The sequence below is a fragment of the Pseudomonas anguilliseptica genome (assembly GCF_900105355.1).
GTDB lineage: Bacteria > Pseudomonadota > Gammaproteobacteria > Pseudomonadales > Pseudomonadaceae > Aquipseudomonas > Aquipseudomonas anguilliseptica.
In genome coordinates this window covers 2736832-2757927 of record NZ_FNSC01000001.1, presented here as the reverse complement: position 1 = coordinate 2757927, position 21096 = coordinate 2736832, and the positions used below count along the sequence as shown (strand labels likewise).

Genomic DNA, 21096 nt, shown 5'->3' with positions numbered 1-21096 from the left:
CGCCCCAACTCCCTGCTTGAGAGGCCCTGCCATGTCCCGTTCCGAAATCCTCTTCGCCAACGCGCAGAAGCACATCCCCGGTGGCGTCAACTCGCCGGTGCGCGCCTTCAAAAGCGTCGGCGGCACTCCGCTGTTCTTCAAGCACGCCGAAGGTGCCTACGTCACTGATGAAGACGACAAGCGCTACGTGGATTACGTCGGCTCATGGGGCCCGATGATCCTCGGCCACAGCCACCCGGACGTGCTCGACGCGGTGCGCAATCAGCTGCAGCACGGCCTGTCCTACGGCGCACCGACCGCCATGGAAACCGAGATGGCCGATCTGGTGTGCAGCCTGGTGCCGTCGATGGACATGGTACGCATGGTCAGCTCCGGCACCGAGGCGACCATGAGCGCCATCCGCCTGGCCCGTGGCTACACCGGCCGCGACAACATCATCAAGTTCGAAGGCTGCTACCACGGCCACTCCGACAGCCTGCTGGTGAAAGCCGGCTCCGGCCTGCTGACCCAGGGCGTGCCGAGCTCCGCGGGCGTGCCGGCGGATTTCGCCAAGCACACCCTGACCCTGCCCTTCAATGACCTGGCCGCGGTTGAGCAGATGCTCAGCGAAGTCGGCTCCACCGTCGCTTGCATCATCGTCGAGCCGGTGGCCGGCAATATGAACTGCGTGCCGCCGGCACCGGGCTACCTTCAAGGCCTGCGCGAACAGTGCGACAAACATGGCGTGGTGCTGATCTTCGATGAAGTGATGACCGGTTTCCGCGTCGCCCTCGGCGGCGCCCAGGCGTATTACGGCGTCACCCCGGACCTGACTACCTTCGGCAAGATCATCGGCGGCGGCATGCCGGTCGGCTGTTTTGGCGGCAAACGCGAAATCATGCACTGCATCGCCCCACTCGGCCCGGTGTACCAGGCCGGCACCCTGTCGGGTAACCCGCTGGCCATGGCCGCCGGCCTGACCACTTTGCGCCTGATCAAACGCCCAGGCTTCCATGCCGAACTGACCGACTACACCAGCCGCATGCTGCAAGGCCTGCAGGACCGTGCCGATGCGGCCGGCATCCCATTTGTCACCACTCAAGCGGGCGGCATGTTCGGCCTGTACTTCAGCGGTGCCGACGACATCGTCACCTTTGATGATGTGATGGCCAGCGATGCCGAGCGCTTCAAGCGCTTCTTCCACCTGATGCTCGAGGGCGGCGTGTACCTGGCACCAAGCGCCTTCGAGGCCGGCTTCACCTCCATCGCCCACGGCGATGCCGAGTTGAAAATCACCCTGGACGCCGCTGAGCGCGCCTTTGCCGAGCTGAAGAGCGCCTGATGCAGTACAGCACCGCCTTTAGCGACGCTGTTCTGGCACTGGCCTGCCTGGCCTGCGCAATAGTCATCGGCAAAGCCCGCAAGCACTATGGCGAGGCCGATCAGCCGGCGCTGTTCTGCGCGCTGCTGGGGTTTATCCTGCCGGCCGCAGCAGCGGCCGTCGGCGTGGTTCGCTTCGGCATCGATCCTGGCGCTCAGGCCGCACACCTGTGGTTAAGCCAGGCCAGCAGCTTTCTCGGCCTGCCACTGCTTGGCGCCGCCGCGCTGGCCTTTGGCCGGGGCTGGCAGTGGAGCCGCGCCAACTGGGGACGCATCCTGCTCGGGCTGTGCGCGTTCTTCGAGCTGTTCCGGCAGATGAACCAGCTGGAAGATTACCGCCTGCTGCTCAACCTGGCGACCCTGCTGCTGATCCTCTACGCCGGCGCCGTGCAATGGCCCAAGCGCGCACCTTTGGCAGCGGCGATTGCGGTGGTCGGGCTATTTCTGCTGGCCGGTCTGGGCGTCGGCACTCAGGGCTTTATCGGTTCGATACGCAGGGTTGACCTGTTCCATGCCCTGCTGACGCCGGCCTACCCGCTACTGACCTGGCTGCTGTTGAGCCTGACCGGTAGCGCGAAAGGTGGCCGCACAGAAGAAAACCCGGTAAAGACTTTGTAAGAACGGCGCTGCTTATTTCATAATGTGACCGCTGCCGCGCCCCGGCGGCCAGGCACATCGCCTGTTGTGCATCCCGAGGTAAACGGATTTTCATGAAACGCACCGGCCGCACCCTGTCCCTGGGCTGCCTGTTGCTCCTGCTGCCACTGCTCGCCTCAGCGAGCGGCAACTCCTTACTGATCCCCGCGCTTGGCAGCTGCTCACTCAACACCGCACCCGAAGAACTGCCCGCCGCCCTCGAGGCCTGCGAGCAGGCCGCGCTCAATGGTGACCTGCAGGCGGAGTTCGAGCTGGGCGAGTTCTATTACGACGGCAAACGTGTCGAACGCGATCTAGGCCAGGCGCTGAAATGGTTCGAACAGGCCTCACTACAAGGCCATGCACAATCGCAATACCGCCTGGGCATGATGTTCTTCCGTGGCGAAGGCGTGCCGGCAAACGCCGTGCAGGCTTATATCGTGCTGAAGATGGCGGCCGTGAACGGCTCGGACGAAGCCATGGACAGCGCCGACCTGATCGCCGCACAGATGCCTCGCGATGAACTGGAAATCGCCAGCCAGGTGCTCGGGCAAATCTTCCGCAACTACCTGCTGGAGTTGCAGAACGCCGACACCCTCACCTCACCCTTCGCACCGCTACCGTAGTCAAACCGTTTTGGCGTGAAGCGTAGCGAGCGAAGAGCAGGCAAGGCAAAAACTGGCGAGGCAGCGGAGTTTACTGGTGTAAATGAGCATGCCGAGCCAGTTTTTAACGCCGCATGGTCGAGCGCAGTAGCTTCACTTGTCCGGCATCGGCATGGGGAAGGGCATAACATTGCCGCCGCCCTTGGCTTCACTGATCTTCGGTGTGCCCAGGCGCTCGACTTCATCGATACGGATGATCGCGTGCATGGGGATAAAGCTGCGCACCACACCGTCAAACTGCGCCTTGAGCTTTTCCTCGCTGGGGTCGACGACCACCTGGGTGCGCTCGCCGAAGACGAATTCCTCTACTTCCAGGAAGCCCCACAGATCGCTCTGAAAGATCTGCTTGGCGTACATCTCGTACACCTGACCCTGGTTGAGGAAAATCACCTTGTAGATGGGTTCGCGCTTGCTCATGGTTATGCAGTTCGTACCGAGGGGTTAATTGAAAGGGCGCGGATCATAGCATAGCCGCCTAGCAGCCAACGCTAGGAACCCTGGCACGAGTTCCCTATAATGCGCGGTTCTTCGAATCACCCTTTTGAGCGCGCATGACCAAGAAGCTTTATATCGAAACCCACGGTTGCCAGATGAACGAGTACGACAGCTCGCGCATGATCGACCTGTTGGGCGAACATCAAGCCCTGGAAGTCACCGAGAAGGCGGCAGACGCTGACATCATCCTGCTCAACACCTGCTCGATCCGTGAAAAAGCCCAGGACAAGGTGTTCTCGCAACTCGGCCGCTGGCAAAAGCTGAAGATTGCCAACCCGGACCTGGTGATCGGTGTCGGCGGCTGCGTGGCCAGCCAGGAAGGCGCGGCGATTCGTGATCGCGCGCCCTACGTCGACGTGGTCTTCGGCCCTCAGACCCTGCACCGCCTGCCGGAAATGATCGACGCCGCGCGCAGCACCAAGATCGCCCAAGTCGACATCAGCTTCCCCGAGATCGAGAAGTTCGACCGCCTGCCCGAGCCGCGCGTCGATGGTCCCAGCGCCTACGTGTCGGTAATGGAAGGTTGCAGCAAGTACTGCACCTTCTGCGTGGTGCCCTACACCCGTGGCGAAGAAGTCAGCAGGCCGATGGCCGATGTGCTCGGCGAGATTATCCACCTGGCCGAACACGGCGTGCGTGAAATCACCCTGCTCGGGCAGAACGTCAACGGCTACCGCGGCGCCACCCAGAACGGGCAGATCGCCGACTTCGCCGAACTGCTCTACGCCGTGGCCGCCATCGATGGCATCGACCGCATTCGCTACACCACCAGCCATCCGCTGGAATTCTCCGACGCGCTGATCCAGGCCCACGCCGAGATCCCCGAACTGGTGAAATACCTGCACCTGCCGGTGCAATCGGGCTCCGACCGCATTCTCGCGGCGATGAAGCGCAACCACACCGCACTCGAATACAAATCGCGCATTCGCAAGCTGCGTGTCGCCGTGCCGGACATCCTGATCAGCTCGGACTTTATCGTCGGTTTCCCCGGGGAAACCGAGAAGGACTTCGAGCAGACCATGAAGCTGGTCGAGGATGTCGGTTTCGACTTCTGCTATTCATTCGTCTACAGCGCGCGCCCCGGCACCCCGGCGGCCGACCTGCCTGATGACACCCCGCTGGAGCTGAAAAAGCAGCGCCTGGCGTTGCTGCAACACCGCATCACCCAGCAGGGTTTCGAGAACAGCCGACGCATGGCTGGCACCGTGCAGCGCATCCTGGTCAACGATTACTCGAAGAAGGATCCCGGCATGCTCCAGGGCCGCACCGAGAGCAACCGGGTGGTCAACTTCCGCAGCGATAACCCGCGCCTGATCGGCCAGTTCGTCGACGTGCATATCGACGAAGCCATGCCCAACTCGCTGCGCGGCACGCTGATCAACGAAACCGTCTGCAACTAAAGCCGCAGCGGCCCGAGCTTCCCCCTCGCGGCCGCTAGCGCTATTCTTCGTTTCACTACCCCAGCCGACTGGCGGCCATCACACGACCTTGAACGCACCCATAGAACCACTCCGCTTTATCCTTGAACCCTTTGAGGCTCGCCGCTTCGCTAACCTGTGCGGCCAATTTGATGAGCACCTGCGCCTGATCGAACAGCGCCTGGGCATCGAATTGCGCAACCGCGGCAACCAGTTCGAACTGATCGGCACCGCCGGCCAGACCCGCGCCGCCGAGCAGCTACTGCGCCGCCTCTACCGCGAAGCCGAAAACACCGAACTGTCGCCCGATCTGGTGCACCTGTTTCTGCAGGAGTCCGGCATCGAGGAAATGAGCAACCCGACCGTCGAAGCCAGCGTCGCCCTGCGCACCCGCAAAGGCATGATTCGCCCGCGCGGCGCCAATCAGCAGCGCTACGTCAAAGCCATCCTCGACCACGACATCAATTTCGGCATCGGTCCGGCCGGCACAGGTAAAACCTACCTGGCCGTGGCCTGCGCCGTGGATGCGCTGGAGCGCGAGCAGATCCGCCGCATCCTGCTGGTACGCCCGGCGGTCGAAGCCGGCGAGAAGCTCGGTTTCCTGCCTGGCGACCTGTCGCAGAAGATCGACCCCTACCTGCGCCCGCTGTACGACGCGCTCTACGAGATGCTCGGTTTCGAGCAGGTGGCCAAGCTGATAGAGAAACAGGTGATCGAAGTCGCGCCGCTGGCCTACATGCGCGGTCGCACGCTGAACAACAGCTTTATCATCCTCGACGAAAGCCAGAACACCACGCTGGAACAGATGAAGATGTTCCTCACCCGCATCGGCTTCGGCTCGACAGCGGTGATCACCGGTGACATCACCCAGGTCGACCTGCCGCGCGGCACCAAAAGCGGCCTGACCCACGTCATCGACGTGCTGCGTGACGTCCCGGGCATCAGTTTCACCCACTTCAAGCCCAAGGACGTGGTGCGCCACCCGCTGGTGCAGCGCATCGTCGAAGCCTACGAGCGCTACGACAACCGCATGCACGGCAAGCTGGATGACGAGCAGGATGAGCGCAATGCTTGAGCTTGACCTGCAGATTGCCAGCGACGCCGCCGCCCTACCGAGCGAGGCGCAGTTCCGCGCCTGGTGCGAGATTGCCCTGCGCCAGCGCAGCGCCGACTCCGAGCTGACCATTCGCCTGGTCGATGAAGCCGAGGGCCGCGAGCTCAATCACACCTGGCGACATAAGGATTACGCCACCAACGTACTATCCTTCCCTGCCGATGTACCGGAAGAGATGCTGGATATCCCGCTGCTCGGTGATCTGGTGATCTGCGTGCCGGTGGTTGAGCGCGAAGCCCAGGAACAGGCGAAAACCAGCGAAGCGCATTGGGCGCACCTGGTGATCCACGGCTGCTTGCATCTGCTCGGCTACGACCACATCGAGGATGAAGAAGCCGAAGAGATGGAAGCGCTGGAACGAGAATTGCTGGCTGAGTTGGGACATCCCGACCCTTACGCCGACCACGAATAATATCCCTCTACAACCCAACTGAAATTACAAAAGGTTCCTGAGTAACCACCATGAGCGAAGACCGATCGAGCAACGAGCAAAAGTCCTGGTTTAACAGACTGACCCAGGCTTTTGCTCATGAGCCGAAAAACCGCAAGGAATTGCTGGAAGTGCTGCGCGAAGCGCATCAGAACAAGCTGCTCGACAGCGAAGCACTGGCCATCGTTGAAGGTGCAATTCAGGTCGCCGACCTGCAGGTTCGCGACATTATGGTGCCGCGCTCACAGATGATGAGCATCAAGGCCAACCAGACGCCCAAGGAATTTCTGCCCTCGATCATCGAAGCGGCGCACTCGCGCTACCCCGTGGTCGGTGAGAGCCTCGACGATGTGGTCGGCATCCTCCTGGCCAAGGATCTGCTGCCGCTGATCCTCTCGGGCGAACAGCCCAACTTCAACATCAAGGACCTGCTGCGCCCGGCCACCTTCGTGCCCGAGTCCAAGCGCCTCAATGTGCTGCTGCGCGAGTTCCGCGCCAACCACAACCACATGGCCGTGGTGATCGATGAGTACGGCGGTGTCGCCGGCCTGGTGACCATCGAGGACGTGCTGGAGCAGATCGTCGGCGATATCGAGGACGAGCACGACGTAGAAGAAGACAGCTACGTCAAACCGCTGCCCTCCGGCGACTTCCTGGTCAAGGCGCTGACGCCGATCGAAAGCTTCAACGAAGCCTTCGATACCGAATTCTCCGATGACGAATTCGACACCGTCGGTGGCCTGGTGATGAGCGCTTTCGGCCACCTGCCCAAGCGCAACGAAGTCACCCAGATCGGCGAATTCCGCTTCCGCGTACTCAACGCCGACAGCCGCCGCATCCATCTGCTGCGTCTGAGCCCGGTTAGTAACTAACAGCCACCGGCCACCTCCAGGGTGGCCGGTTCGCAACACTTCCCCCGTCTGCCCTCCCGCTTTACCCTTGCGCCACCTCAATCCAAGGACCTGCATGCAATGCACTGGATAACCCGACCTGGCTGGCCCGGCAACCTGATCGCTCTGCTCGCGGGCGCCATCACCCCGCTGGCACTGGCGCCTTATGACCTGTGGCCGCTGGCCATCCTCTCCATCGCCCTGTTCTACCTCGGCCTGCGTGACCTCACGCCGCGTCAGGCGGTGCTGCGCGGCTGGAGTTATGGCTTTGGCCTGTTCGCTGCCGGCACCAGCTGGGTGTACGTAAGCATCCACGATTACGGCGCGGCCTCACCGCCCCTGGCGGTGTTTCTGACCCTGCTGTTTGTCGGCGGCCTCGGTCTGCTGTTCGCCCTTAGCGCCTGGGTCTGGACGCGCTGGCTGCGCCGGGTCGAAGCGCCGCTGGCCGATGCCTTGGCCTTTGCCGCCCTGTGGCTGGCGCAGGAAGCCTTCCGCAGCTGGTTTCTCACCGGTTTCCCCTGGCTGTACGCCGGTTACAGCCAGCTGGATGGCCCGCTGGCCGGGCTGGCCCCGGTAGGCGGCGTGTGGCTGCTGTCCTTTGCCTTGGCACTAAGCGCCGCGCTGCTGGTGAATCTGGCGCAACTGCGCACGCGAAAGGCGTTTCTCGCCATAGGCGTGGTGCTGTTAATCGCCCCGTGGATCGCCGGTATCGCTCTCAAGGGCCACGCCTGGACCCAACCGCTGGGCGAGCCGCTGAGCGTGTCGGCCATGCAGGGCAATATCGAACAGAACATGAAGTGGGACCCCGAGCAGCTCAACGCGCAGCTGGCGCTGTACCGCGACATGACCTTCAGCGCCAAGCCAACCGACCTGATCGTCTGGCCGGAAACCGCCATTCCGGTGCTCAAGGACCGCGCTCAGGGCTACCTGGGCATGATCAATCGCTTTGCCAATGAACGGAATGCCGCGCTGATTACCGGCGTGCCGATTCGCCAAAGCAACGAGCGTGGCGAGCAGCGCTACTACAACGGCATCAGCGTGGTTGGCCAGGGCAGCGGCGATTACCTCAAGCAGAAGCTGGTGCCGTTTGGTGAATACGTGCCGCTGCAGGACCTGCTGCGCGGGCTGATCGCCTTCTTCGACCTGCCGATGTCCGACTTCGCCCGCGGCTCCGCTGAGCAGAGCCTGCTGCAGGCCAAGGGCCATGCGATTGCCGCGTTTATCTGCTACGAAGTGGTCTACCCGGAGTTTTCCGCGGGCCTCGCGGCGCAGAGCGACCTGCTGCTGACCATCAGCAACGACACCTGGTTTGGCCGCTCCATCGGCCCGCTGCAACACTTGCAGATGGCGCAGATGCGCGCCCTGGAAGGCGGCCGCTGGATGATCCGCGCGACCAACAACGGCGTCACCGCGCTGATCGACCCACAAGGCCAGATCACCACGCAACTGCCGCAGTTCGAACAGGCGGTGCTCTACGGCCAGGTACAACCGATGCAGGGGCTCACGCCTTACCTGTACTGGCGTGGTTGGCCCATGCTGGTCATCTGCCTGCTGTTATTCGCCTGGGCGTTGCTGGCCAGCCGTATGGCCAAAACTCTTTAACGACGAAAGAAGCGGTAGAACTCGCGCAGCTCAGCCTGCGCGTCGCCGATGCTCACCGGGGTGAAGCGCAGCGGATGGTGCGCCGGGCATTGCGCCAGGCGCACCTGATCGAGCGGATGCAGCCAACCGAGCAGCGGGTAACCGCCCATGCTCTGGTGGTCGGCCTGGAGGATGATCGGCTGACCATCCGGCGGCACCTGAATCGCCCCCCGGCCAACCCCCAATGACCACTGCCGCACGGGCGGCTGCACGGCCTCGCCGAGCAGCCGCGCGCCCATGCGGTCGGAGTGCGGGCTGAGCTGCCAGGTCTGAGCGAAAAAGCCCTGCAACTGGTCTTCCTCGAAATTCGCCGCATCGCCGCCGGTAATCACCCGCAGCAAGGGTTTGCAGCGGTAATCCGGCAGATAGGGCCAGGGCACGCTGACGGCGCGGGTGAAATGCGCAGGCCGACAAGCCAGCAGATCCCCTGCCTGCACCGCCTGCCCCAGCCCTTCTCGCAGCTGCACACTGACGCTGCCCAGCAGCGGCGCCGCAATAAAACCGCCGGCCACGGCCAGATAGGCGCGCTGACCGCTGCGGGCAAAGCCCAGGCGCAACAGCTGCCCTTTGCGCAGCGGCACCTGGGCACCGCAAACCGCCACCCAGGTGTCGACCTCGGCCTGCAGCTCAAGGCCGCCCAAGGCGATTTCCAGCAGCGGCGTGCCCCAGGGATTGTTCAGAAGATGATTGGCCCAGGCCGCGCCATGCCAATCCAGCGGTCCGGCCGGCGATACGCTCAGGTGTTGCCAGCCGCGTCGCCCAGCATCCTGCAACAGGCTTTGCGGCCCTGGTTTGAGCACCCGCAGGCCGCTCATCACTGGCCGCCTTCGCGGATAAAGTCGCGCTCATCGATGCTGCGAAAAAGCACCCGATCACCCAGAGCCAGCGGACAGGGCGGCGTGCGCTCGGCGTCGAACAGCGACCAGGGACAACGGCCGATCAGATGCCAGCCACCGGGCGAGCTGTGCGGATAGATCGCCGTTTGCCGCTCGGCAATCGCCAGACTCCCGGCCGGTACGGCGATACGCGGGGTGGCGCGACGCGGCAATGCCAGGCGCGCGTCCAGTTCGCCGAGGTAGGCAAAGCCCGGGGCAAAACCAATCGCGCCAACGCGGTACTCGCTCGCGGCATGCAGTTCGATTACCTGAGCGCGGCTCAGCTGACACAGCTGGGCGACCTCGGCGAGGTCTTCACCGTTATACAAAATGGGGATTTCATGCAGCCTTCCGGCCTGGGCGACAAAGGGCTCGGCCAGCCAGCACTCCAGCAGCGGCTTGAGCCGCTCGGCCAGTTGCAGGTGATCGGTACGCATCAGGTCGTAGTGCAATAACAGGCTGGTCCAGCCCGGCACCAGATCGGTCAGCACCTCACCCAGCTCAAATCGGATGCGCTCGGCCAACAGGGCGATCCGTTGCGGCAGCTGCGCATCCGGCTGCTCAGCCAGCACCAGCAGCAGCGCTTCGGCACCGGCCGGTTCGAGGCGGATCATAGGGCGTCCAGGCTGGCCCGCAAACGCCGCAGTACGGCCAGGGAGTCGGCGTTATCGCCATGCACACACAGGCTGTCGGCGCGCAACTGCAGCGGTTTGCCATCGATATCGGCAAACGGCTCACCACGGGCAATCGCCAGGGCCTGCTGAAAAATCCGCTGCGGATCATGGTGCACCGCGCCGCTCAAACGCCTCGGTGCCAACTGCCCGTCGGCCAGGTAAGCGCGGTCGGCAAAGGCCTCGAACATCAACGGCACATCGGCGGCATCGGCCAGGCGCAGCTCACGGCTGTTGTCAGCCAGCGCCAGCACCATCAGCGGCAAGCCCTTGCGGTAACTGGCGCAGGCCTCAAGCACCGCGTTGAACAGCGCATCGTCACGCACCAGATCGTTGTACAGCGCGCCATGGGGTTTGACGTAGGCCAACTGGGTACCGGACGCGCGGCAGAAGGCATCCAGTGCGCCGAGCTGATACAGCACCAGCGCGGTGACCTCCTCTGGCGAGCAGGCGATATGCCGGCGGCCGAAACCGAGCAGATCCGGATAGGCCGGGTGCGCACCAATGCTCACCCCATGCTGCACCGCCAGGGCGACGGTGCGTTGCATGGTCATCGGGTCGGAAGCATGAAAGCCGCACGCCAGGTTGGCCTGATCAACCAGCGGCATGGCATGCACATCATCGCCCATGCTCCACACGCCGAAGCTTTCACCCATATCGCAGTTCAGCAGGATTCTTTTCATGCCCATCAGCTTAGTGGTGCATTGCCGTGGCGGGAAGCCTGGGCCGGATCAATACACGTCGCGGCGATAACGACCCTCTTCGCGCAGCCTGTTGACTGCGGCTTCGCCCAGCAGCTCGTGCAGCGCTTGATCCACCCCGGCAGCCATGCCATCGAGGCTGCCGCAGACGTAGATTGCGGCGCCCTCGGCCAACCATTCGCGCAGCCGCTCGGCGGACTCACGCAGGCGGTCCTGCACATAGACCTTGGCGGCCTGATCGCGGGAGAAGGCCAGATCCAGCCACGCCAGGTCGCCAGTGGCCAGCCAGCCCTGCAGCTGCGCCTGGCAATAGAAGTCATACGCCGCGTTGCGCTCGCCGAACAGCAGCCAGTTAGCAGTGTGCCCCGCGACAATCCGCGCCTTGAGCAGGCTGCGCAGCCCGGCCAGGCCAGTGCCATTGCCATTGCCATTGCCATTGCCGATCAGGATCAGCGGACGCGCATCGTCCGGCGCATGGAAGGCGCTGTTACGTCGTACCCGCGCCAGCAACTGGCCCTGCAGCGCTGCGCCTTCGGTCAGCCAGCCCGAGCCGAGGCCCAGCGAGCCATCGGCATGCCTTTCCTGACGCACGATCAGTTCCAGTTCGCCGTCGCTGGGTAAGGAGGCGATGGAATATTCGCGCGCAGCCAACAACATCATGATTCACTCTCCTCGCCGGCCGCCTCAAGCGCCCGCCACCAAACAACTGCGAATGATTCTAAATAGCTGAAGCGCACTATGACAGCGCCGCGCGCGCAATCCATTGATCCAGGCCTGCGGCGCAGTAAAACGTTGCTGCAGAAACAAACAAGGCGCTCGTTTGCGCGAGCGCCTTGTTGGGTCAGCGGTAACGCGTAGGGGTTAGAGGTAGAACGACTTCAGCGGCGGGAAGCCGTTGAACTCCACGGCGCTGTAGCTGGTGGTGTAGGCACCGGTGGACAGCCAGTACAGACGGTCACCAATGGCCAGGTTGAGTGGCAGGCCGTATTTGTAGTTCTCGTACATGATGTCGGCGCTGTCGCAGGTTGGGCCGGCGATCACCACTTCTTCCACTTCGCCTTTCTTCTCGGTCCAGATCGGGAACTTGATCGACTCGTCCATGGTTTCGATCAGACCGCTGAACTTGCCCACATCCACGTAGACCCAGCGCTCGACGGCGGTACGCGACTTGCGCGCCACCAGCACCACTTCGCTGACCAGAATGCCGGCGTTGGCGATCAGCGAACGGCCCGGCTCGAGGATGATCTCCGGCAGGTCGTCGCCAAAGTCTTCCTTAAGGAAGCGGATGATTTCCTCGGCGTAGGTTTCCAGGCTGTTGGTGCGAGTGATGTAGTTGGCCGGGAAGCCGCCGCCCATGTTGATCAGCTTGAGGACAATGCCGTCTTCTTCTTTCAGGCGCTCGAAGATCACCTTGACCTTGGCAATCGCCGCATCCCACACCGAGATGTCACGCTGCTGCGAACCGACGTGGAAGGAGATGCCGTAAGGCACCAGCCCCAGGTCGCGAGCGAGGATCAGCAAGTCCATGGCCATGTCAGTCTGGCAACCGAATTTGCGCGACAGTGGCCAATCGGCCGTGGTCGAGCCTTCGGTGAGGATGCGCACATAGACTTTCGCGCCCGGTGCGGCCTTGGCGATATTGCGCAGGTCGGCTTCCGAGTCGGTGGCGAACAGGCGCACGCCCTTCTCGAAGAAGTAGCGAATATCCTTGGATTTCTTGATGGTGTTGCCGTAGCTGATGCGATCAGGCGTCACACCACGGCTGAGCACTTTATCCAGCTCGTAGATCGAGGCGATATCGAAGCTGGAACCCTTTTCCTTGAGCAGGTCGATGATCTCGACCGCCGGGTTGGCCTTGACCGCGTAATACACCTTGGCGAATTCGAACCCGGCGCGCAGGTCGTCGTAGGCCTGGCTGATGATCGAGGTATCGATCAGCACAAAGGGGGTTTCCTGGGTATCAGCGAAAGCCTTCATGCGCTGAAAAGTTGCGGGTGCGTAATAGTCTTCGACCTTGATCGACATGCTCGGACTCCAGTTGGCAGAACCAGTTAAAACGCATTCAGCAGATGAGCCGGCATTAGCGCCACTCACCCACCATTCAGGGAGACCTGGCGGCTAACCCGCACAGGCAGAACGTCTGATCAGTTTCCCCACTTTGGTTCGCCTACTTCCCAAGGCATGTCGCCGAGTACCCTGCGGGTCTCTCGTCGTCAGTACTTGAGCCGGATGGATCGTTGCCAGCATGGACGCTCGGGCGCGAACTTTAGGGCCATGGGGGGGCTGAGATCAATCAAAAATGCCGCACTTTTGCTCCTCTTTGTCGCCTTATTGATTGATCGTTTTATATTCAAAACAAAACGTTATGAAATGCTGCACAAAGCGCTAAAAACCAGCGATTTTCTCCCCTGACTACAGGTCGCCGCGCGCGCTGACGTTTACCGTTATAATCGCCGCCTTTTTTGACAGACCGACTATTCAGTCGATGGGTTCCCGCACAATGACCATCCAGGCCACCGAAGTCGGCAAGCGCCGCACGTTCGCGATCATTTCCCACCCCGACGCCGGTAAAACCACCATTACCGAAAAGTTGCTGCTGATGGGCAAGGCAATCGCCGTGGCCGGTACGGTGAAGTCGCGTAAATCCGACCGTCATGCCACGTCCGACTGGATGGAGATGGAGAAGCAGCGCGGCATCTCCATCACCACTTCGGTGATGCAGTTCCCCTACCGCGAGCACATGATCAACCTGCTCGACACCCCCGGTCACGAAGACTTCTCGGAAGACACCTACCGCACCCTGACCGCAGTGGACAGCGCACTGATGGTGCTCGATGGCGGTAAGGGCGTTGAGCCACGCACCATCGCCCTGATGGATGTGTGCCGTCTGCGCGACACGCCAATTGTCAGCTTCGTCAACAAACTCGACCGTGATATCCGCGACCCGATCGAGCTGCTCGACGAGATCGAGGCGGTACTCAAGATCAAGGCCGCGCCCATCACCTGGCCGATCGGCTGCTACCGCGACTTCAAGGGTGTGTACCACCTTAAAGGCGACTACATCATCGTCTACACCGCCGGTCACGGCCACGAGCGCACCGAAACCAAGATCATCCAGCACCTCGACTCGGATGAAGCTCGCGCCCACCTGGGTGATGAATACGACCGTTTCCTTGAGCAACTGGAGCTGGTCCAGGGCGCCTGCCACGAATTCGATCAAGACGAATTCATGAACGGCCAACTGACTCCGGTGTTCTTCGGCACCGCGCTGGGCAACTTCGGCGTCGACCATGTACTGGATGCGGTGGTCGACTGGGCACCCAAGCCGCTGGCACGAGTGGCCAACGAGCGCAGCGTGGAGCCGGTGGAAGAGAAGTTCTCAGGCTTCGTGTTCAAGATCCAGGCGAACATGGACCCCAAGCACCGCGACCGCATCGCCTTTATGCGCATCTGCTCGGGCAAATACAGCCAGGGCATGAAAATGCGCCATGTGCGCACCGGCAAGGATGTGCGCATCGGCGACGCCCTGACCTTCTTCTCCAGCGAACGTGAAATGCTCGAAGAGGCCTACGCCGGCGACATCATCGGCCTGCACAACCACGGCACCATCCAGATCGGCGACACCTTCACCGAAGGTGAAGTGCTGGGTTTCACCGGCATCCCGCACTTCGCCCCGGAGCTGTTCCGCCGCGTGCGCCTGAAAGACCCGCTGAAATCCAAGCAACTGCGCCAGGGCCTGCAGCAGCTGGCCGAAGAAGGCGCTACGCAGGTGTTCTTCCCCGAGCGCAGCAACGACATCATCCTCGGCGCAGTCGGTGTGCTGCAGTTCGATGTGGTCGCCAGCCGCCTGAAAGAGGAATACAAGGTCGAGTGCGCCTACGAGCCGATCACTGTGTGGTCGGCGCGCTGGATCGAGTGCAGCGACAAGAAGAAGCTTGAGGAATTTTCCAATAAAGCGGTGGAAAACCTGGCCCTGGATGGCGGCGGTCACCTCACTTACTTGGCGCCGACCCGAGTCAATCTGAGCCTGATGGAAGAACGCTGGCCGGATGTGAAATTCCGCGCCACCCGCGAACACCACTAAGCCCCAGCGAAGCCGCGCATGCTCGCATGCGCGGCTTTTGTCTCAGCACATCGAGCGCAACACTTCCCACGGACAAGGCACTGGCTTAGGCTGGCTTCTTAACCTACAGGGAGTAACTCCATGCGCACGATGCTCTTCATTGCCTTAAGCCTGCTCGCCAGCTACAGCATGGCCGGGGTGGAAATCCGCCAATCCTACTGGTACGTCGAGCTCTCCTGTGAGGGCAACCCGCAGTGCTATGCGGCCAGCAACGGCAGCTACACCTCCAACCAGAGCGCCGCACGCCGTTTTGACGATGCGAACAAGGCGCAGCGCTTTGTCGACAGTTTTACCAGTAGCATCAGTGGGAAATCCCCGCGAATCGTCCAGGGCGCTGACAGTAAGTGCGTGAGCGACGACGAAGCACGCCGCCTGAACCTCTCTGGCAACCGCTGCTAACCGTGACGCTATGCGCCTGATCGACACCCATACCCACCTGGACTTCCCCGACTTCGATGCTGATCGCGCCGAGCTGCTGGCCCGCTGCCGCGATCTTGGCGTCGAGCGCCTGGTGGTGTTGGGTGTACATCAGGCCAACTGGCAACGGGTATGGGATCTGCTACAGACCGAAGATTGCCTGCACGCCGCCTTTGGCCTGCACCCGGTTTACCTGGACGAGCATCGCCCTAAGCACCTGGGCGAATTGCATGATTGGCTAGCCCGCTGCGCCGGCCACCCCAAGCTCTGCGCGGTGGGCGAGTTCGGCCTGGACTACTTTCTCGAACAGCTTGATCGCGAGCGGCAGCAACAGCTGTTCGAGGCCCAACTCAAACTGGCCATAGAGTTCGAACTACCGGCCCTGCTGCATGTACGCCGCGCTCATGCGGCGACCATCGCCACGCTAAAACGCCTCAAGCCACCACGTGGCGGCATCATCCATGCCTTTGCCGGCAGCACTGAAGAAGCCCGCGAATACCTCAAGCTCGGTTTCAAACTCGGCCTGGGCGGTGCGCCGACCTTGCGCAGGCGCTGCGGCTGCGCAAGGTGGTGGCGCAACTGCCGCTGGAGGCCATCGTGCTGGAAACCGACTCACCCGACATGGCGCCCGCCATGCACCCCAACCAGCGTAATAGCCCGGAATATCTGCCGGACATCTGCACAACCCTGGCCGAACTACGCGGCATCAGCGCGGATGAACTGGCCAGCACCAGCAGCCGCAACGCAGCCGAGTTGTTTGGCTGGGATACACCGACTGGCCGAGCCAAGCATTGCGAATAAAAAAGCCCGCCAAGATGGCGGGCTTTTTCCTGACGGGTTGCCGATCAGACGCGGAACGCACCGATCAGCTGCTTCAAGCGTGCCACCAGCCCGGACAGCTCGCGGCTGGCCTGCTCGGTCTGGCTGGCCCCTTCGGCGGTACGTTCACCGGCCTGACTGATCTCGACGATGTTCTGGTCGATATCCTGCGCAACGGCAGTTTGCTCTTCGGCGGCAGTGGCGATCTGCTGGTTCTGGTCGACGATCATGCCCACCGCCCCAAGGATGTTCTCCAGCGCCTGCTGCACTTTGCCCGATTCATTGACCGTGGTGTCGGCCATCTGGTGGCTGGCGTTCATCGCCTTGACCGCCGCGCCAACACCGCTTTGCAGCTTGGCGATCATCGACTCGATTTCTTCGGTGGACTGCTGCGTGCGCTTGGCCAGGTTACGCACTTCATCGGCCACCACGGCAAAGCCACGCCCCTGCTCGCCGGCCCGCGCCGCCTCAATGGCAGCGTTGAGCGCGAGCAGATTGGTCTGTTCGGCAATGCCCTTGATCACGTCCAGCACCTGGCTGATCGAAGCGCTATCGCTGGCCAGCTTGTTGATCACCGCTACCGACTGATCGATTTCTCCAGCCAGGCGTTGAATGCTGCCCACCTGGGACTCGACCAGCGCGCGACCGCTGACCGTTTCATCATTCACACTCTGCGCACTACCTACTGCCGCGGCTGCGCTGTGCGCCACTTCCTGGGCGGTGGCAGACATCTGATTCATTGCGGTGGCGATCAGGTCGATCTGTCCACGCTGACCGACAACCGCCTGGTTACTTTCACCGGAGACCTCCTGCACGCGGTCCGCCTGGCGCTCAACCTCAACCACGGTCTGGCCCACGCGCTCGATCAACTGGTGGATCTTGCTCACCGTCTCATTGAACACCTGGCCTAGCTCGCCCAGCTCATCCTGGCTCTGCGCCTTGAAGCTGACGGTCATATCACCAGCGGCCACCTGATTCATCACCTGACCAAGTTTTTTCAAGGTGGTGCGGATCGATACGTAGAAGCCGCCGTACAGGTAGACGATCAGCAGGAACACCACCAGCAGGGCCGCTACCAGCAATACCATCTGTGTACGATTTCCCTCCAGGCGCACCTGAAGCTGCTTGTCGAGGAATACCAGCACCGCATCATTGAGCTGATAGGTCTGCTCCATGGCGCCGCTGATATCTGCGTAGAACTGCGCCCAGGGCGTATCCAGCGAATCGGCGATTACCACCTTGTCTTCAAACAGCACAGCAGTGCTTTTCAAGGTTTCCAGGCTGCTCGCGGCTTGGCTGGCGAGTTCTGTGCGGGCCTGCGCGCTGCTGTTGAGTGATGCCTGCAGGTTCAAGCCGTACTCGGCATGCAGCTTTTCCAGTTCCAGCAGCAGCTCGTCAAACGTGGTGCTGGCCGACGAATTGAGAAAACCCTGAGCCAGGGAGTAGGCGCCTACCGCACGCCCCTCGCTCAGCACTGCGGTAACCTTGGGCGTGTCCACGGTGACCAGTTCGATCATCTGTCGTACGGAGCCCTGACGGTCCTGGCTCAAGCCGGCCTGGGCTGCGACCAGCTTGATAAACACAGCAGTTTTTCCGCCAGAGCAATCTTGCCCTGCAGCGAAGTTTCGGCCTGCACCGCGCCCAGCTCGGCAATCAGCTGATCGCGCTTGCTGTTGAATTCCTCGATCTGCTCAGGCTCGCGCACTACTGCTGCCATACCCTGCAGCGCCTCACTGATGCCGCCTTGCAGCTTGATCAGACGCGCTTCAAGATCACCCGCCTGACCGGACTGACCGATCATCGCATTGACCTCGATAAGGTCGACGAAGTCTTCAAGATTGCGCCGCAGCGTCAGGCTTTCACCGAGCAGATCAATGCTTTCGAGAGCCTCCTGGGTGCTGACGAACTGCCGATAGGAGTCACGCACCAGATAGAAGTTGGTGACCAGCATGGGCAGAAAGAACAGCACACTGATCAGACTGAACTTCATGCCGAAGCTGAGGCGATTCATTAGCGCGATGGCCGGATACAACACGGTCTTCACAGGACGTCTCCAGTTCTAATTATTGTCGTGTAAGGTTACAAAACGGCCGTGCAGAATCTCAAACGGCGGCTTGTATGTCCCTTGCTGCTCGACCTGCGGCATTTGCATCAACGGGGTAAATACGGGCAGATTAATGTGATTAATGTCACAAAATAACGGTCGAACATGGCGCCATGTATACCTCTTATCGACCCCAACCTCTGTAACTTAAGGTTAATGATGCGCACACCACTGAAGCTCGGCATTGATCTGGGTGGCAGCAAAGTCGAAATAATCGCACTGGAAAGCGGCCAGCAAATCTTGCGCCGCCGCGTCCCAACGCCGCAGGGCGATTACCCGAAAACCGTCGCCCTGATTGCCCGCTTAGTTGAAGATTGCGAGCGCGAACTGGGCAGCCGTGGCTGCGTCGGTGTCGGTATCCCCGGCACCCGCTCGCCCGACCATGGGCGGATCAAGAATGCCAACTCACAGTGTCTGATTGGCGAGGATTTGCAGGCCGATCTTCAGCAACGGCTACAGCGGCCAGTGCGCCTGGCCAATGACGCCGACTGTTTTGCTCTCTCGGAAGCCTGCGATGGCGCTGGCGAAGGGGCCCTGAGTGTTTTCGGGGTTATTCTCGGCACAGGCGTCGGGCGGGCTGGTCGTGCGCCAGCAACTGCTTGGCGGGCCGAATGCGATCGCCGGCGAATGGGGGCACAACCCGCTGCCCTGGCGACGTAATGAGGATGGCCCGAGCCGACGTTGTTATTGCGGCCAGGATGACTGCATCGAAACCTTTCTCAGCGGCCCAGGTTGGGCGGCGCGCAGCAATCTTGGCCTCGACGCAAGCGCCCAGGTGAGCGCCGCAGAGGCCGGCGACCCAGCCGCACGGCAGGCCGTTACCCGCTACTGCGACCAACTGGCGCGCGGCCTGGCATCGGTGATCAACCTGATTGATCCGCATGTGATCGTGCTGGGGGGCGGTATGTCCAACTGCACGGCCCTCTACTCCCAGGTAGTGCCCCTGTTGCCGCGCTATGTGTTTTCCGACCAGGTCAACACGCGCCTGTTACAGGCCAAGCACGGCGACTCCAGCGGTGTACGCGGTGCGGCCTGGCTGTGGAACGATGACCTTAGATAACCAAAGTCCATACGGCGAACACCGCATACCAGAACACCGCCGCGCGTACCAACAGCTGCCACAGTCCGTCTAGGCTGCTGACACCGAGCTCGCCAATCACTGGCTCCGGCGTTTCGCCAGCAGCCCGTGCAGTAATGATCGCCAACTGCGCCGCGCTGATATCCCAACTGAGCAGTTCATGCAACAAGCTGCGGCTGACGCCGGCGAAGTTACCTACCAGGGCAAAACTGGCGGCCAGCACACGCACCGGTAGCCAGTCGAAGCCATGACGCACCTGTACGGCAGCCTCACGCAAGGCTGGCAGAGTTGCATGCTCGCCGGCCAGGGCGACCAGCCGATAGGCCAGGGCCGCCAAAGGCCCCAGCAGCGCATACCAGAAGATCACTGCGAAGAAGCTCTGGTAGGCCTGCCACACCAGATGCCCCTGGACGCGCTGCAGCAACTCGCCCTCTTCGTCCGCCTCCAGCGCCAGATCACGCCGCGCCACCAGATACGCGGCCTCGGCGTCCTCACGGCGCCAGCTATCGCGAAACGGCCCCAATGCCGCCAGTAAATCACCGCGGCCCAGGCTGTAAATCACCACCAACAGATGCACCGGCAACGCCAGCCAACCATAGGCCACAGGCTCCAACACCAGCAGAATCAGCCCCAGCGCCAAAAGTGGCAGCAGTACCAACAACGCCAACGCCAGCCACGGCCGCTCTGCCCACTGCGGCTTGCTCTCAGTTGCAGCCAGCAAGCGCAGCCAGGGGCCATCGTGTTGAATGGGCTTACGCCAGGACGAGAACTTCTCGACCCACAGCACCAGCAGTAGCACCAGAAAATTCATGTCAGCTCCTTGTCTTGCTGCAATGCCATGCGCACACGCTGCCAATCGAATGCCGGGCCAGGGTCGGTCTTGCGACCCGGTGCGATATCGCTATGGCCACAGATGCGCTCCAGAGTGATGGCCGGATAAGCCGCCTGCAGCTGCCGGGCCAGCCCAATCAGCGCCGCATACTGCGCAGCAGTGAACGGCAGATCATCCGTACCTTCAAGCTCAATGCCTAAGGAAAAATCATTGCAGTTTTCCCGTTCGGCAAACCGCGACACCCCGGCATGCCAGGCGCGCTCGTTACAGGAGACGAACTGCGTAACGGCGCCATCACGCTCGATAAAGAAATGCGCTGACACCTGCAGACTGGCGATACTGGCGAAATAAGGGTGCTCATCAGCATCCAGACGATTCTGAAAAAACGCCTGCACCTTGCCCGTGCCGAACTGCCCGGGCGGCAGACTGATGTTATGGATTACCAACAAAGAAACTTCGCCCAGCGGCCGCTGATTGAAGTTCGGCGACGGGCAGTGCTGAATACCATCGCACCAGCCACTGGAAGGATCCAGCTGCATGAAAGACTCCTTAAACGAGCCACCACTCTAGCAGGCTGCTGAAAAACTACCTACGTTACCGATGCGTCGTTATAAACAGGCTAAAAATGCTCATTTACAGCTCACAAGCTCCGCTTTTTCACCGTTTTGACCAGCCGAAGGCTGTTACTGGTGTGGCGCCTAGTGGCGCCTAGCCTCGACTATCTCACCTACGCCTCTTAACGACCTGCTAGTACAGAACTTGCTCAAGGCCAAGGGCGAATAGCCGAGTAAATACGCAGAAGCAAAAACGCCGCCTGGGCAATACCCC

The 21096-nt window shown here is 61.7% G+C and carries 19 protein-coding genes and 3 pseudogenes; 12 read left to right on the top strand and 10 right to left on the bottom strand.

Features of this window, described 5'->3' with window-relative positions:
- Window positions 1–31 precede the first annotated feature (31 nt).
- The 3 genes from hemL to BLW24_RS13365 all read left to right on the top strand — a co-directional run bounded on the left by hemL (window position 32) and on the right by BLW24_RS13365 (window position 2621).
- Window positions 32–1321, top strand: a complete 1290-nt coding sequence (hemL, locus tag BLW24_RS13375) for a glutamate-1-semialdehyde 2,1-aminomutase (RefSeq protein ID WP_090381869.1) — start codon at window positions 32–34, stop codon at window positions 1319–1321.
- A complete protein-coding gene (locus tag BLW24_RS13370; protein WP_090381863.1) occupies window positions 1321–1977 on the top strand; it encodes a hypothetical protein in 657 nt (218 codons plus the stop codon). Before hemL ends, BLW24_RS13370 begins: the two co-directional genes overlap by 1 nt.
- A 92-nt stretch (window positions 1978–2069) precedes the next feature.
- A complete protein-coding gene (locus BLW24_RS13365; RefSeq protein ID WP_090381856.1) occupies window positions 2070–2621 on the top strand; it encodes a tetratricopeptide repeat protein in 552 nt (183 codons plus the stop codon).
- A gap of 132 nt (window positions 2622–2753) precedes the next feature.
- Here the strand turns inward: BLW24_RS13365 and BLW24_RS13355 are convergent, their stop codons facing one another.
- Complete coding sequence (locus BLW24_RS13355) at window positions 2754–3077, bottom strand: DUF1820 family protein (RefSeq protein WP_090249225.1); 324 nt, start codon at window positions 3075–3077, stop codon at window positions 2754–2756.
- A 134-nt stretch (window positions 3078–3211) separates the two neighbouring features.
- On the opposite strand from BLW24_RS13355, the gene miaB reads away from it, so the two are divergent.
- The 5 genes from miaB to lnt all read left to right on the top strand — a co-directional run bounded on the left by miaB (window position 3212) and on the right by lnt (window position 8609).
- Window positions 3212–4555: a tRNA (N6-isopentenyl adenosine(37)-C2)-methylthiotransferase MiaB gene (gene miaB / locus BLW24_RS13350; protein WP_090381847.1), complete on the top strand. Its 1344-nt coding sequence runs from the start codon at window positions 3212–3214 to the stop codon at window positions 4553–4555.
- Between the two features lie 88 nt (window positions 4556–4643).
- Window positions 4644–5648, top strand: a complete 1005-nt coding sequence (locus tag BLW24_RS13345) for a PhoH family protein (RefSeq protein WP_090381845.1) — start codon at window positions 4644–4646, stop codon at window positions 5646–5648.
- Window positions 5641–6099 carry an rRNA maturation RNase YbeY gene (gene ybeY / locus BLW24_RS13340; RefSeq protein WP_090381841.1) on the top strand — a complete coding sequence of 153 codons (459 nt, stop codon included), beginning with the start codon at window positions 5641–5643 and terminating at the stop codon, window positions 6097–6099. Before BLW24_RS13345 ends, ybeY begins: the two co-directional genes overlap by 8 nt.
- Before the next feature lie 50 nt (window positions 6100–6149).
- Window positions 6150–6989, top strand: coding sequence for an HlyC/CorC family transporter (locus BLW24_RS13335; RefSeq protein WP_090249233.1), 840 nt, complete (start codon window positions 6150–6152; stop codon window positions 6987–6989).
- A 99-nt stretch (window positions 6990–7088) separates the two neighbouring features.
- Window positions 7089–8609, top strand: a complete 1521-nt coding sequence (lnt, locus tag BLW24_RS13330; RefSeq protein WP_090381838.1) for an apolipoprotein N-acyltransferase — start codon at window positions 7089–7091, stop codon at window positions 8607–8609.
- Here lnt and BLW24_RS13325 read toward each other — a convergent pair.
- The 5 genes and pseudogenes from BLW24_RS13325 to BLW24_RS13305 form a co-directional block, all read right to left on the bottom strand.
- Window positions 8606–9463 carry a 5-oxoprolinase subunit C family protein gene (locus BLW24_RS13325; RefSeq protein WP_090381832.1) on the bottom strand — a complete coding sequence of 286 codons (858 nt, stop codon included), beginning with the start codon at window positions 9461–9463 and terminating at the stop codon, window positions 8606–8608. The two genes, lnt and BLW24_RS13325, sit on opposite strands and share 4 nt — an antisense overlap.
- Entirely contained in the window at window positions 9463–10137 is a 675-nt protein-coding gene (gene pxpB / locus BLW24_RS13320) for a 5-oxoprolinase subunit PxpB (protein ID WP_090381827.1), read from the bottom strand. The genes BLW24_RS13325 and pxpB overlap by 1 nt, the downstream gene beginning before the upstream one ends.
- Window positions 10134–10877 (bottom strand): 5-oxoprolinase subunit PxpA, encoded by a 744-nt coding sequence (locus BLW24_RS13315; protein WP_090387734.1) that lies wholly within the window; start codon window positions 10875–10877, stop codon window positions 10134–10136. Before BLW24_RS13315 ends, pxpB begins: the two co-directional genes overlap by 4 nt.
- 48 nt (window positions 10878–10925) lie before the next feature.
- Window positions 10926–11546, bottom strand: a pseudogene (locus tag BLW24_RS13310) (flavodoxin); the annotation flags it as partial.
- Between the two features lie 210 nt (window positions 11547–11756).
- Window positions 11757–12920 (bottom strand): type III PLP-dependent enzyme, encoded by a 1164-nt coding sequence (locus BLW24_RS13305; RefSeq protein WP_090381815.1) that lies wholly within the window; start codon window positions 12918–12920, stop codon window positions 11757–11759.
- Window positions 12921–13395: 475 nt separating this feature from the next.
- Between BLW24_RS13305 and BLW24_RS13300 the strand changes: the two genes are divergently transcribed.
- The 3 genes and pseudogenes from BLW24_RS13300 to BLW24_RS13290 all read left to right on the top strand — a co-directional run bounded on the left by BLW24_RS13300 (window position 13396) and on the right by BLW24_RS13290 (window position 16236).
- Window positions 13396–14979 carry a peptide chain release factor 3 gene (locus BLW24_RS13300; RefSeq protein ID WP_090381808.1) on the top strand — a complete coding sequence of 528 codons (1584 nt, stop codon included), beginning with the start codon at window positions 13396–13398 and terminating at the stop codon, window positions 14977–14979.
- A 120-nt stretch (window positions 14980–15099) separates the two neighbouring features.
- Window positions 15100–15417 carry a hypothetical protein gene (locus BLW24_RS13295; RefSeq protein ID WP_090381804.1) on the top strand — a complete coding sequence of 106 codons (318 nt, stop codon included), beginning with the start codon at window positions 15100–15102 and terminating at the stop codon, window positions 15415–15417.
- A 10-nt stretch (window positions 15418–15427) separates the two neighbouring features.
- A pseudogene (locus BLW24_RS13290) lies at window positions 15428–16236 on the top strand (TatD family hydrolase).
- Between the two features lie 44 nt (window positions 16237–16280).
- Here the strand turns inward: BLW24_RS13290 and BLW24_RS27190 are convergent.
- Complete coding sequence (locus BLW24_RS27190; protein ID WP_414628355.1) at window positions 16281–16985, bottom strand: methyl-accepting chemotaxis protein; 705 nt, start codon at window positions 16983–16985, stop codon at window positions 16281–16283.
- 815 nt (window positions 16986–17800) lie between these two features.
- Window positions 17801–18298, bottom strand: coding sequence for a hypothetical protein (locus BLW24_RS27185; RefSeq protein WP_420874994.1), 498 nt, complete (start codon window positions 18296–18298; stop codon window positions 17801–17803).
- A 165-nt stretch (window positions 18299–18463) separates the two neighbouring features.
- Between BLW24_RS27185 and BLW24_RS27180 the strand changes: the two are divergent.
- Window positions 18464–19418, top strand: a pseudogene (locus tag BLW24_RS27180) (ROK family protein).
- Here BLW24_RS27180 and ampE read toward each other — a convergent pair.
- Both ampE and ampD read right to left on the bottom strand, forming a co-directional pair.
- On the bottom strand, window positions 19411–20247 hold the full coding sequence (gene ampE / locus BLW24_RS13275) for a regulatory signaling modulator protein AmpE (protein WP_090381800.1): 837 nt from the start codon (window positions 20245–20247) through the stop codon (window positions 19411–19413). The pseudogene BLW24_RS27180 and the gene ampE overlap by 8 nt on opposite strands.
- A complete protein-coding gene (gene ampD / locus BLW24_RS13270) occupies window positions 20244–20807 on the bottom strand; it encodes a 1,6-anhydro-N-acetylmuramyl-L-alanine amidase AmpD (RefSeq protein WP_090381794.1) in 564 nt (187 codons plus the stop codon). Before ampD ends, ampE begins: the two co-directional genes overlap by 4 nt.
- Window positions 20808–21096 lie beyond the last annotated feature (289 nt).